The sequence below is a fragment of the Streptomyces sp. NPDC047014 genome (assembly GCF_040644195.1).
In the GTDB taxonomy this organism is placed as follows: Bacteria; Actinomycetota; Actinomycetes; order Streptomycetales; family Streptomycetaceae; genus Streptomyces.
On record NZ_JBEYVX010000127.1, the window covers coordinates 1 to 12832 of the forward strand.

General features: G+C 73.9%; 12 protein-coding genes. All 12 read right to left on the reverse strand.

Features of this window, described 5'->3' with window-relative positions; all coding sequences use genetic code 11:
* Nucleotides 1-108 precede the first annotated feature (108 nt).
* The gene (locus tag ABZ873_RS32345; RefSeq protein WP_360879849.1) at nucleotides 109-735 is read right to left on the reverse strand and encodes a class F sortase; all 627 of its coding nucleotides are present in this window, start codon (nucleotides 733-735) and stop codon (nucleotides 109-111) included.
* 60 nt (nucleotides 736-795) lie between these two features.
* Entirely contained in the window at nucleotides 796-1434 is a 639-nt protein-coding gene (locus ABZ873_RS32350; protein ID WP_360879819.1) for a hypothetical protein, read from the reverse strand.
* 119 nt (nucleotides 1435-1553) lie between these two features.
* Entirely contained in the window at nucleotides 1554-2333 is a 780-nt protein-coding gene (locus ABZ873_RS32355) for an HAD-IIA family hydrolase (RefSeq protein WP_360879822.1), read from the reverse strand.
* A 110-nt stretch (nucleotides 2334-2443) separates the two neighbouring features.
* Nucleotides 2444-3994, reverse strand: coding sequence for an alkaline phosphatase family protein (locus ABZ873_RS32360; RefSeq protein WP_360879825.1), 1551 nt, complete (start codon nucleotides 3992-3994; stop codon nucleotides 2444-2446).
* 166 nt (nucleotides 3995-4160) lie between these two features.
* A complete protein-coding gene (locus ABZ873_RS32365; RefSeq protein WP_360879828.1) occupies nucleotides 4161-5240 on the reverse strand; it encodes a 2-aminoethylphosphonate ABC transporter substrate-binding protein in 1080 nt (359 codons plus the stop codon).
* Nucleotides 5241-5291: 51 nt separating this feature from the next.
* The gene (locus tag ABZ873_RS32370) at nucleotides 5292-6089 is read right to left on the reverse strand and encodes an ABC transporter permease subunit (RefSeq protein WP_360879831.1); all 798 of its coding nucleotides are present in this window, start codon (nucleotides 6087-6089) and stop codon (nucleotides 5292-5294) included.
* The gene (locus tag ABZ873_RS32375) at nucleotides 6076-7041 is read right to left on the reverse strand and encodes a 2-aminoethylphosphonate ABC transporter permease subunit (protein ID WP_360879834.1); all 966 of its coding nucleotides are present in this window, start codon (nucleotides 7039-7041) and stop codon (nucleotides 6076-6078) included. Before ABZ873_RS32375 ends, ABZ873_RS32370 begins: the two co-directional genes overlap by 14 nt.
* Before the next feature lie 274 nt (nucleotides 7042-7315).
* Complete coding sequence (locus tag ABZ873_RS32380) at nucleotides 7316-8365, reverse strand: ABC transporter ATP-binding protein (protein ID WP_360879837.1); 1050 nt, start codon at nucleotides 8363-8365, stop codon at nucleotides 7316-7318.
* Nucleotides 8362-9096 (reverse strand): phosphonatase-like hydrolase, encoded by a 735-nt coding sequence (locus ABZ873_RS32385; protein ID WP_360879852.1) that lies wholly within the window; start codon nucleotides 9094-9096, stop codon nucleotides 8362-8364. Before ABZ873_RS32385 ends, ABZ873_RS32380 begins: the two co-directional genes overlap by 4 nt.
* 50 nt (nucleotides 9097-9146) lie before the next feature.
* Nucleotides 9147-10268 (reverse strand): TIGR03364 family FAD-dependent oxidoreductase, encoded by a 1122-nt coding sequence (locus ABZ873_RS32390; protein WP_360879840.1) that lies wholly within the window; start codon nucleotides 10266-10268, stop codon nucleotides 9147-9149.
* A 193-nt stretch (nucleotides 10269-10461) separates the two neighbouring features.
* Nucleotides 10462-11268, reverse strand: coding sequence for a GntR family transcriptional regulator (locus tag ABZ873_RS32395; protein WP_360879843.1), 807 nt, complete (start codon nucleotides 11266-11268; stop codon nucleotides 10462-10464).
* A 783-nt stretch (nucleotides 11269-12051) separates the two neighbouring features.
* The coding region (locus ABZ873_RS32400) for a hypothetical protein (RefSeq protein ID WP_360879846.1) at nucleotides 12052-12832 on the reverse strand (781 nt) is incomplete at its 5' end.

Genomic DNA, 12832 nt, shown 5'->3' on the forward strand with positions numbered 1-12832 from the left:
ACTCTTAATCAGCGGGTCCGGGGTTCGAGTCCCTGGCGGCGCACAGACGGAAGAAGCCCCTCGCAGCGAAAGCTGCGAGGGGCTTCTTCGTTTCCCGGAGAGAGCCGGCTAGGCCACCGTGCCGGCGGGGCGGGCTCCGACACCCGTCAGATAGGCGGAGACCACCACGTTCGCCGTGTACTGCTTCGCCACCTTGTCGTAGGTCCCGCCGCAGGTCACGAGCCTCAGCTCGGCCCGGCCCCGGACCCGCGGGCCGTACGCCTTGTGCGCGTCGAAGTCCGCCCGCTCGTAGACCCGTACGTCCTCGATGGTGAACTCGGCCACCGAGCCGTCGGCCCGGACCACGCGGACCTTCTCACCCTGCCGCGCCGAGCTGAGCCCGTAGAAGACGGCCGGCTTGGAGCGGGTGTCCACATGCCCCACCATCAGCGCCGTGCCCGCCGCCCCGGGCTGGGTGCCCTGGCCCCACCAGCCGACCGTGCCCGGGCTCTCGTACGGCGGGGGCTCGATCGCGCCGTCCTTGTCCAGGCCCCGCGGCACCACCGGGGCCTGGATGCCTATGGAGGGCACGTCCACCCGCTGCGGCGGCGAGGCGGCGAGCGGGGCGTGCGCGGCCGGCATGCCCGGGAGCGCGGCCCCCGCCTGCCCCGTGGCCGGGGCCGGGGGCACGGTGAGCTCGCGGCCCCACAGCCACAGGCCGAGCACCAGCACCGACCAGGCCGCGAAGGTCACCATCCGGCCGCCGGGGCCCGTCGTGGCCTCCTCCGGCCGCCGCCCGCCCACGCGCCGCCCGCCTCACTCGCCGCTGCTGCTGCGACGGCGGCGCAGGGCCAGCGCACGGCCCGCGACGGCCAGCGTGGCCACCGCGGCGAGGGCCGCGCCGATCACCGTGTGCGGGGTGCCCGGCCCGTCGCTCTCATGGCTCTTCTTCGCCGGGGCGGCCGCCGGGGCCAGCGCCGGCGCGGGCGCCTCGGGCAGCTTCGCGGCCATGCCGCCGCCGCCCGCGTGGACCGGCCAGACGGGCGAGGCGTGGTGGGAGGGGCGGTGGTGCGCGGTGATCTCGATGGAGCCGGTGAACTTCTCGTCGCCGTCGCAGTACACCCGGACCGCGTGCCAGCCGGACGAGGCGTGCGAGCTGATCAGCGCCTCGCCGTAGAGCGGGCTGCGGCGGCCGCCGTCGCGCCCGTACAGGTCGGCGTCGGTCACGAAGACGGCGGACTTGGCCACGCCCCGGTTGTTGTCGCACCCCTGGACGCGCAGCTTGACCTGCGCTCCGGGGCGGGCCGGGGTCGGGTCGACGGCGATGCCGCCGCGGTCTCCTCGGTCACCGCGGTCCTCCTCGCCCGCGAGGGCGGTGGGGGCGGACACCACGGAGAACGCCGCCAGGGTGACGGCCACCGCGGAGACGCGGACAGCGATCGGAACACTGCGCATGGTGGAACCTCCTCGTCAAGGAGATTCACGCGCGGCGCGCCGCTCCGCATCCGGAGCGGCGCCGTACGGGTCAACCGGACGCGCCGGCGGGCGCGTCGGCGAGCCCGTCGGCGGGCGCGTCAGACCAGGTCGACCAGGTCGGCGATCGAGGCGACCGTCTCGGTCGGCCGGTAGGGGAACTTCTCGGTGTCCTGGACCGTGGTCAGCCCGGTCAGGACGAGGAAGGTCCGCATGCCCGCCTCCAGTCCGGCCAGCACGTCGGTGTCCATCCGGTCACCGATCATCGCGCTCGTCTCGGAGTGGGCGCCGATGGCGTTGAGACCCGTACGCATCATCAGCGGGTTCGGCTTGCCCGCGAAGTACGGCCGCTTGCCGGTGGCCTTGGTGATCAGCGCGGCGACGGCGCCGGTGGCGGGGAGCGGGCCTTCGGTGGAGGGGCCGGTCTCGTCGGGGTTGGTGCAGATGAAGCGCGCGCCCGCGTTGATCAGCCGGACGGCCTTGGTCATCGCCTCGAAGCTGTACGTCCGGGTCTCGCCCAGGACCACGTAGTCCGGCTCGTGGTCGGTCAGGACGTAGCCGATGTCGTGCAGGGCGGTGGTCAGGCCCGCCTCCCCGATCACGTACGCCGTGCCGCCCGGGCGCTGGTCGTCGAGGAACTTGGCGGTGGCGAGGGCGGAGGTCCAGATGTTCTCGACGGGCACGTCCAGGCCCATGCGGGACAGCCGGGCCTGGAGGTCGCGCGGGGTGTAGATGGAGTTGTTGGTCAGCACCAGGAAGGGCTTGCCGGACTCGCGCAGCCGCTTGATGAAGGCATCGGCGCCGGGGATCGGGGTGCCCTCGTGGATGAGGACCCCGTCCATGTCGGTGAGCCAGGATTCGATCGGCTTGCGCTCTGCCACTGGACTGTTCTCCGCTCTCGGTGACCTGCGACATCTGGTCTGTACCACCCTATCGGGGCCGGACCGCGGACGCCGTTGACGTCCGCGGTCCGGACTCCCGGGGGCGGGGATCAGCCCAGTCGCACGTCGTCGACGGTCCAGAACCAGTTGTTGTCGCCGGTGTAGCGGAAGCTGACGCGGACGTCGGTGGCCCCGGCCGGGATCCGGAGCGGGAGGGATTCGGCCTTGGCGAGGGCGTCGGCGGTGTAGGACTTGACCACCGTGGGGGCGGCGCCATTGTAGGAGACCAGGACCTGTGCGGTCTGGCCGGCCTCGTGCCGGTAGTGCGTACGGAAGTTCAGGGTGTGGGAAGTCCCGCCGGACACCGTCCACTTGGGGGTGAGGAGGGTGGAGTCGAAGCTGCCCGTGTGGGCCTTGTCGTCCCATTCGTCGGAGTCGGCCACGGCGAAGACGTCACGGGAGCGGACGCCCAGCTCGCGCCACTGGTCGCGCTGCGACTGGGTCCAGAACTCGTCGGTGGCGAAGGTCCAGCCGGCCCATTCGGTGACACCGCCCGTGCCCATGCGGGAGTTGTCGACGGACCAGCCGGCGGGCGGGGTGTGCGTGAAGCCCTTCACGCCCGCCGGGATGCCGGTCTCGTCCACGCGCGCCTGGAGGCCGGGCCGCAGGGTGTCGAAGGGGTCGCTGTCCGGGCTGCCCAGCGGGACGCCGTCGAGACCGGGGGCGGCGACGCCGACCTGGGCGAGCGCGGTGGCGGCGACGTCGACCAGCTTGACGTCCTCGCGCACCGAACCGGCGGGGATCCCGGCGCCCTTGGCGAGGACGAAGGTGCCGCGCTCCTGGATGCTGGAGCCGCCGTGGCCGCCGGAGTCGGTGTGGCCGTGGTCGGTGGTGACCAGGATCTTCCAGTTCTCCTGGGCGTAGGTCGGGCGGGTCTGGACGGCGGTGAGGAGCTGGCCGACCAGCTTGTCCACGCGGGCGACGGCGTCCAGGTACTGCTGGCTGGCGGCGCCGTGGGAGTGGCCCGCGACGTCGATCTCGCCGAGGTAGACGAAGGCGGCGTCCGGGTTCTGGCCGCGCAGCTCGGCGGCAGCGGCGGCGGCGATCTTCGGGTCCTCGGTGCCGTAGCCGTCGCGGTCGCCCTTGAGGGAGAGGCGCTTGTCGACCTTGGCGGAGAAGATCGGGCCGTTCTGGTCGGTGGAGGTGATGGGCTCCCAGTCGGCCGCCGCGTAGGTGTTGAGGGAGGGCTTGGCGTTCTCGATGCGGGTGAGGAAGTCGGGGTGGGCGGTGTAGTTCTTGCCGACGAAGGAGTTGTCCTTCACCCCGTGCTTGTCGGGCCAGGCGCCGGTGGCGATCGTGGACCAGCCGGGGCCGGAGGAGGTGGCGGCCATGGGGCTGGAGTAGAGGGTGCTGCGGGCGGTCAGGCCCTGGGCCATGAGGCCCTTGAGGAAGGGTGCGTCGGCGGCCTTGACGCGGTCCAGGACGGCGCCGTCGATGCCGATGACGAGGACCTTGTCGGTGCTCGCGGCGGCGCGGGGGGCCTTGGCGGCGGGGGCGGCGTGGGCGGTGCCGGTGGTGTGCGCGCCGAGAGCGGTGGCGAGCAGGACGGTGGCGGTGGCGGCCACGGTGAGGGTGCGTCCGGGCGGGACGGCAGTGGGCACGAGCTCCTCCGGGAGTCATCGCGGGAAGGTGCGGGGGACGGGGATGCCCGGCGGGACCGGGTGCGGTGGCGGTGCGGTATCGGGTGCGGTGCCGACTTCGGTCCAGACCCGTTATCCGGGCGTCCAGCATCACCTTCGGGGTCGCGGGTGACCAGGAAGCAACACGTCAGCTTCCGGTTGCCGACTTCCACGCGTCGACGTAGGCGGTGAGGTTCGTGCTGATGTCGGCCCAGTCCGGCTCGAAGACCTCGACTCCCGTCATGAGGCGGGTGAGTTCGACGGCGTTGGCGTCGGTCGGCCTGACGTCGGTGCGGGCCGGGAAGCCGCCGCCCACCTCGCTGACCAGCTTCTGCGACTCCTCGCTCAGCAGGTGGTCGAGGAGCTTGCGGCCGTTCTCGGTGTGCGGGGCCTTGTCGACCAGGCCCGCCGCGTAGGGCAGGGCGAAGGTGGTCGGGCCGCCGCCTTCCTTCGCCGGGAACCAGATGCCCAGGTTCGGCATGGACTTGGACTGCGCGAAGTTCATCTGGACGTCACCGTTGGCCACGAGCAGTTCGCCCTTGTCGGTCTTGGGGGCGAGCTTGCTGGTGGAGGAGGACGGGCCGACGTTGTTGGCCTGGAGCTTCTTCAGATACTCCATCGCCGGCTCCTTGCCGCCGAAGTCGTGCATCGCCTTGATGAGGACGGCGGTTCCGTCCCCGGCGATCCCGGGGGTGGAGTACTGGAGCCGGCCCTTGTACCGGGCGTCGAGCAGCTCCTCCCAGGTGCGGGGGGCCTCGGGGAGTTCCTTCTTGTTGTGGACGAAGCCGAAGTAGTTGTTCACCACCGAGGTCCACTTGCCGTCGGTGGACTTGTCCGCGCCGTTGACCCGGTCCGCGCCCTGGGGCACGTACGACTGGAGCAGGCCCTTGCCGTCGGCCTGCTGGATGAAGGGCGGGAGGGTGATCAGGACGTCTGCCTGGGTGTTGGTCCGCTCGCGGACGGCGCGCTGCACCATCTCGCCGGAGCCGCCCTCCACGTACTTGACCTCGATGCCGGTCTTCCTGGTGAAGTCGGCGAAGACGCGGTCGTACCAGCCGTCGCCCTTCTCGCTCTTGAGGCCGTCGGCGCTGTAGACGGTGACGACCTTCTCGGTGGCGGAGGAGTCGGCGCCTGCGGAGGCGGGCCCGCCGCAGGCGGTGAGGGCCGTGGTGAGGAGGAGGCCGCAGGTGGCGGTGGTGGCGGCGCGGAGGAGTCTGGTGCCGGGCATGGGAGTTCCTTCGGGGTGACGGGCGTACGGGAGGGACTGGCGCGTGCGGGGTCAGCGGTAGGAGGCCCTGGTACGGACGCGGGAGACGGCCAGGAGGACCAGGAGGGTGGTGGCCATCAGCACCACGGCGACGGCGGAACCGGCGAAGAGGGCGCCGCGGTCGGTGGCGGTGAACACGCGGACGGGCAGGGGCATCCAGTCCGGCGGGTAGAGCATCATCGTGGCGCTCAGCTCCCCCATGGACAGGGCGAAGCAGAGGCCGGCGGCGGCCGAGAGGGAGGGCAGGAGGAGCGGGAGCCGGACCCGCCACAGCACGTACGCGGGGCGGGCGCCGAGGGAGGCCGCGGCCTGCTCGTAGGCGGGGTCGAGGCGGGCGATGGCGGCGGAGACGGACTGGTGGGCGAAGGCCGTGACGAGCACGGTGTGCGCGAGGACGACGATCGTGCCGGTGCCGTTGAGCAGGACGGGCGGGCGGCTGAACGCGACGAGCACGGCGAGGCCGACGACCACGGAGGGCACGGCGACGGGCAGCATGAACAGCGCGTCCACCAGTGCCTTGCCGCGTCTGCGCAGCCCGGCGGCGGCCAGGGCGGCCCAGGTGCCGGCGGTGAGGGCGAGGAGGCTGGCGGTGAGGGCGGTGACCAGGCTGGTGGTGAGCGCCTGGAGGGAGTCCCCGCGGACGGCGGCGGCGTAGTTCTCGGTGGTCGGGCCGGAGGGGAGGGCTCCGGACCAGTGGGTGGAGAAGGACGCGGTGAGGACGACGAGCAGGGGCAGGGCGAAGAGGGGGAGGAAGAGGACGGCGAAGAGGGCCCAGGCGGCCCAGCGGCCGGTCCGGCTATGCACCAGCACGCTTGCTCACCACCCGGTAGAGGCCGAACAGGCCGACGGAGATCGCGATGTTGACGACGGCGACCACGCAGGCGGCGGCGTAGTCCGATTCGAGGATGGCTTTGCCGTAGACGAGCATCGGCAGGGTGGTCACGCCCTTGGCGCCGGTGAAGAGGACGATGCCGAACTCGTTGAGGCACATGACGAGGACGAGGCTGCCGCCCGCGGCGAGGGCGGGCAGGGCCTCGGGCAGGATCACCTGCCGCACGATCCGCGCGGGGCGGGCGCCGAGACCGGCGGCGACCTCCAGCTGGGCGGTGTCGAGCTGGGAGAAGGCGGCGAGGAGGGGGCGTACGACGAAGGGGGTGAAGTACGTGATCTCCGCGAGCAGGACGCCCCAGGGGGTGGCGAGGAACCGGAAGGGGCCTTCGGCGGCGCCGGTGAACTCGGTGGCGAGGCCGTTGGCCAGGCCGACGGTGCCGTAGATGAAGAGGAGGGCGAGGGTGATGAGGAAGGAGGGGAAGGAGAGGAAGACGTCGATGAACCGGGAGACGGCGCGGGCGCCGGGGAAGGGCACGAAGGCGATGATCACGGCGAGCGTGAACCCGAGCACGAGGCACCCGAGGGTGGCCCCGAGCGCGAGCCACACGGTGGTCCCGAGCGCGTCCCGGAACGCCCCGGACCCGAACACGGCGGAGTAGGCCCCGAGGGCCCCGCCCCCACCGTCGGGCACGAAGGACTGCCGCACGACGAGCGCGAGCGGATAGAGAAACACAAGGCCGAGCGCAAGCACGGGCGGCCCCACCCACCACCCCGCGCGGGAGCGGGGGTGCGCGGGGGGCGGGGCGGCGCCGGGCCCCCTGCCGCCTGCGCGGCCGACAGCCGCAGGGGTACCGGGCCCGGCGGGCGGGAGGTCCGGGTGACCGGATTCGGCCGGCCGGGCCGGGCCGGTCTGGCCTGCGGCCAGGGGCATGGCGCGGCCCAGGTGGGCCTGAACCGCCGGGGCGGCCGGGCTGGTCTGGCCAGGGGCCAGGGGCGAAGTGGGAACCGGGGCTGCCGGGTTGGCCGGGCCGGTCTGGCCAGGGGCGAGGGGCGAAGTGGGGCCCGGGTGAGCCGGAACCGCCGGGGCGGTCGGGGTGGTCTGGCCAGGGGCCAGGGGCGAAGTGGGGGCCGGGGCTGCCGGGGTGGTCTGGCCAGGGGCCCGGGGCGGGGAGGCGTTGGGGGGCTGCGGGGCTCTCCGCGAGGAGTTACGCATGGGCCGGGGCCCGTTCCAGGAGGACCGCGTCGGTGGGGGCGAAGTGGAGGGTTACGCGGGTGCCCAGGGGTGGAGGGGTGCGGAGTTCGGGGAGGTCGGCCTTGAGGCGGTGGCCCGATACGTCCACGTAGAGGCGGTGGGTCGAGCCGCGCCACTGGATCTCCGTGACGGTGCCGTCCAGGGCGTTGGGGCCCGGGCCGAGGGCCAGGAGGTGCGGGCGTACGCACAGGGTGGCGGGCGCGCCCGGCGCCGTACGCCCGCGGTCGAGGGCCAGGGCGCGGCCCGCGAAGACCGCCCCGTCCTCCGCCGCCGTCACCGGCAGCAGGTTCGCGTTGCCGACGAAGGACGCGGTGAACTCCGTACGCGGCGCCCGGTAAAGCTCCCGCGGTGTCCCGCAGTCCTGGAGCCGGGCGCGGTCCATGACGGCGATCCGGTCGGCCAGGGTCAGCGCCTCCACCTGGTCGTGGGTGACGTACAGGATCGATACGTCGGGGAGTTCGCGGTGCAGGCGGGCCAGTTCGGCCAGCATCCCGGAGCGCAGCTGCGCGTCCAGCGCGGACAGCGGCTCGTCCAGGAGCAGGACACCCGGCCGGATGGCGAGCGCGCGGGCGATGGCCACGCGCTGCTGCTGGCCGCCGGAGAGTTCGCGGGGGTAGCGGCGGGCGTAGGAGGCCATGCCCGTCAGCTCCAGCGCCTCCGTCACCCGTCCGGGGATCTCCGCCTTCGGGGTGCGGCGGGCCCGGAGGCCGAAGGCGACATTGTCCGCGACCCGCATGTGCGGGAACAGCGCGTACTGCTGTACGACCATGCCGATGCCGCGCCGGTGCGGCGGGAGCGCGGTGACGTCCCGGCCCCCGATGAGCACCCGGCCCGCGACGGGCCGTACGAATCCGGCCACCGCCCGCAGCGCCGTCGTCTTGCCGGAACCGGAGGGTCCGAGCAGCGCCATCACCTCGCCGGGCTCCACGGTGAGGTCGAGCCCGTCCAGGACAGTGGTGCCGTCGTAGGCGACGCTGACCCCGTCGAAGCGGATCCCGCTCACGGCGACTCCCGCAGCAGGGCGGGCAGTTCGGCGACCGAGCCGAGGACATGGGTCGCGCCGTGCTCGGTGAGCGCCGCACGGCCGTGCGCCCCGGTGAGGACGCCGGCCACGATCCCGGCCCCGGCGCGCCGCCCGCTGAGCATGTCGTAGGCGGTGTCGCCCGCGACGACCACTTCCCGTACGTCGGCCACGGCGCCGGTGCGCAGGAACGCGGTCAGCACCATGTCCGGGTAGGGCCGGCCCCGGCCGCCCGCGTCGGCGGGGCAGAGGGTGAGGTCGGCCAGGTCCCGCCAGCCGAGGGCACCGAGGATGGCGTCCTGGGTGACGCGGGCGAAACCGGTGGTCAGGACCACGGTCCGGCCGTCGGCGCGCAGCTCCTCGATCGCGGCACGGGCACCGGGGACGGGGGTGACGAGGCCGCCGTCGACGAGTTCGCCGTACGCCTCCTCGAAGGCGGCGTTGGCGCGCCGGGCGCGTTCCTCCGTACCGAAGAGGTGGCGGAAGACGGAGATCTTCGACTCGCCCATGGTGTCGAGGACGTAGCGCAGCTTCTCGGCGTGGTCGGGGGTGCCGGCCTCGACGCCGAGGTGGGCGGCGGCGCGCTCGAAGGCACGCTCGACGAGGCCGCCGTCGGAGACGGTGGTGCCGGCCATGTCGAGGACGACGAGCTTGTGCCGGATCGTTTCCGCGGCGGTCGGGCCGGGGGTGTCGGGGGTCGTCTCGGGGCTCATCGCATGGGTGTCGGGGGTCATCGGATGGGTGTCAGGGGTCATCTCGGTTCTCACCAGCCCAGTTCGTTCGCGGTGGTCTCGGCTATGGCGGGCGAGCAGGTCATCCCGCGCCCGCCCGGCCCGGTCACCAGCCAGACGCCCTCGGCGACCTGCTGGCGGTGGACGACGCGGGCGGTGTCGGTGCACTGCGCGTACACGCCCGCCCAGCGGTGCCGGATCTTCGGCAGGGGGCGGCCCAGGAAGGACTCGACCACCCCGGTGAGGTGCTCGTAGGGGTCTTCGAGGGTGTCGAAGGCGAAGGGGTGCTCGTACTCGTGGGTGTCGCCGATGGTCAGCCCGCCGTCCAGGCGCTGGACCATCAGCAGCTGCATCTTGTGCGCGGCGGCGACGGGCGCCTGCGGCTGGGCGGCGGCCAGTTCGTCGAGCGCGGCGGAGCGGTAGGCGGGGTAGTAGCGGAAGCTGTCGGCGTCCGCGACGGAGGTGGTCAGCGGCTCGCCCAGCGGGGCGGTCTGCATCATCTGGAGCCGGACGCGGCGCACGGGCAGGTCGGGGACCAGCTCGCGGACCAGTCCGGACAGCCAGGCTCCGGTGGCGAGGACGACGGCGTCGCCACGGTGGGTGTCGCCGTGGTCGTCGCGGACGGCGCCCGGCCCGGTGACCTCGCGGATCTCCCGGCCGGGGAGGAAGGTGTACCGGCCGGTGGCCCGTAGCGCCTCGCGCAGGTGCAGCTGGGCGGTGCGCGGTTCGACGGCCGCGTCCCGCTCGCACCACAGCGCGGCCTCGAAGGCGCCGCGCAGGGCCGGGTTGATCGCGCGTGCCCGCTCGGCGCCGACCAGCTCGTAGCCGCGGGCGGCGGCGTCGGGGCGGGCGGCGGCGGCTTCGGCGACGGCGTACTCGTGGGGGGTGCGGAGCGGGGTGAGGGACCCGATGGCCCGGAAGCCGAGGCCGGGGACCCGCGAGCCGATGCGCTCCCACAGCTCGCGGGCCCGCAGGGCGGTGTCGAGCTCCTCACCCCCGGCCCGCCCGCTGACCCAGATCTGGCCGAAATTGCGCAGTGACGCGCCTCTGGCCTCGGCCTCGCGCTCGATCTGGACGACCTCGTGGCCGCGTTCGACTGCTTGCCAGGCGTGCATGGTGCCGACCACGCCGCCTCCGACGACTATGACTCTCACGCCGAACACGGTGGGTGGGGGGCGTGACCCGCGGGGGGCCGCCCGGCGACAGGCCGGTGAACAGGCACCGACGGTTGGACCAGACCCGTTATCATCCTGTGATGGTACGGGGTGGTGGCTGCGGCCTCAAATCTGGACGGAATGCCCCTAATCGGCGGGGGTGGCGGCGGTTACCCGGTAGGGGTGGTGGCGGTCAATCAGCAGGGGTGGTGGCGGTCAGCCGGGTGGTGAAGCTGAACCGGTCGCCGCGGTAGAGGGAGCGCACCCGCTCCAGGGGGCGGCCGTCCTGGTCCCGCGAGAAGCGGTGGATGAGCAGCATGGGGAGGGCCGGCGGGGTGCCGATGAGCAGGGCCTCGCGGGGGGTCGCGAGGACGGTTTCCAGCCGTTCGTCGGCCTCGCCGAAGGAGATGCCGAGGCGTTCGCGCAGGTAGCCGTAGAAGGAGGAGTCCGGCGGGAAATCGCTGTCGAGGTGCGGGGCGCGGGCCACGCGGACGTAGGTGCTCTCCAGTCCGACGCGCTCGTCGTCCGCGAGCAGGACGCGCTCCATGTGCCAGACGGGTTCGCCGGGTTCGGCGCCGATGCCGGGGGCGAGGTCGGGCGGGCAGGGGAACCGCTCCAGCCCGATGAGCTGCCGGCCGGGGCGGCGGCCCTGGCGGCGTACGCCCTCGGTGTAGCTGGCGAGGGAGAGCGGCTGCTCCAGCTTCGGCCCCGCGACGACGGTGCCGCGCCCGGCCCGCCGCAGCCGCCCTTCGAGCAGCAGCTCGCGCAACGCCTGCCGCACGGTCTCCCGCGACACCTCGTACCGCTCGGCAAGATCCCGCTCGGTGGGCAGCACCCCGCCTTCCCCGAGCTCACCGAGCATCCCGGCGATGCGGGCCTTGACGGCGTAGTACTTGGGAATCCGCCCGTGCTCAGGAATCCCGGACCGGACAGGGGCCCCGGGGATGTGGGGCGGGGCGGGGGTGTGGGCGGGGTGGGGGCGCGGGGTGTGTTCTTGCACGGGGGGACTCTATGCGGGGGCGGCCGGTCGGCCGGGCGCGGGGAGTGGGGCGGGCGGGGCCGGGCGGCGCGGGGGGCTTGCGGCGGAGCCCTGGAGTGCGGGGGTGCCCGTACGGGGCGGAGGCCGGGTGCTGATGGGCAGCGCGCGACGCAGGGAACACGGGGGGCGGGCCCGGGCGTGGGCAGAGTGGCGCGCGGGGCGGCGGGGCCCCTGAGGGGGATCCCTGCGGCGCAGTCCCGGAACGCGGGGCTCCCGTACGAGGCGGACGGCGCGGGACGATCGTCGCTCAGTGGGGGCGGACCCCGGGCGTGGTTTGGCGGCGCGGAGAGGCCATGCGGGCTCGCTCGTACGCGGGCCAGCGGGGCGGGGTGGTGCTGGCGCGGGCGCCCCGCATGGGACGGTCCGCAGGCGGCGGGCGTGGGTGGGGCAACGCCCTGCGCGAGCGGCGGCTCGTACGGGGATCGGCGCGGGGCGGGCGGCGCCCGACGCGAGACTCCGTACGTGGATCAGCGGTGTGGGGGCGGCGCCGCGTGCGAGACCGCTCGTACGGCATGGGCCTGGGCCGGGTCCCCCGGGCGCGAGTCCGCTCGTACGGGAATCAGCGGAGGGGGGCTAGTACGCGCACGGGGAAGCGGGAGTGCGGGTGCGGGGTGGCGACGCCGGGCGCGGGGAGTCCCGTACGGGAGGTGAGGCGGCGGTGGGGGTTCCGTACGGCGGTCGGCGGGTTGTGGGGCGGGGCTTGTACGGGAGCGCGGGGGCGGAGCGCGGGGCTCCCGGGCGGGGTCAGCGAGTCGGGGGGCGGCGGAGGCGGCGGGAGGTGAGGAGGAGGGCTGCGCCTGTGGTGAGGGTGGCGGCGGTGGCGGTGTAGGTCCAGGCGCGGGGGCCCGTGTGGGCGAGGGAGCCGGCGTAGGTGGTGTCCTCGTCGGCGGCTACGGAGAAGCGGTAGCCGCCCGCCTCGCCGATCCAGTCGCCGTCGTCGCCCTTGCGCTGAACGAGAGCGGCGTCGGCGACGACCTCGCCGGTGGGGGCGTCGGGGGCGAAGGCGAGGGCGACCTTGACGGTCAGGGAGCCGCCGGGGCCGACGGTGTAGCCGGGGAAGGCGTCGCCGCCGTCGAAGACGGCGATGATCTCGTCGCGGTCGCTGCGTTCGAGGCTGGCGGGGAAGGTGCCGCCGGGCGCGTCGAAGTCCATCCGCAGGTGGGCGGGGCGCAGGGCGCGGGCCTTGTCGGTGAAGACGACGACGGGGTGGATGGCGGTGCAGCGGGAGGCGGTGGTGTTGGTGAGGTCCAGGTACCAGGTCTGGGGTTCGCCACCGGTGCGGTAGACGGCGGGGCCGCCGCGGATGCGGGCGCCGATGGGGAAGGCGGTGCCTTTCCCCTCCCCGCAGCTGGCCTGCGCGCGGGACGGCAGCGCGGGGGCGGGGCGGGCGCCACTGCCGTTGCCGACGTCGGCGGTGGCGGTGGGGGTGCCGGCGGAGGCGGCGCCGGCCATGGGCGCGCCAAGGGCGGGGGCACCGGCAGATCGGACGAGCGACGGGTAGGGAAAGAGTGTCAGTAAGCCTGTG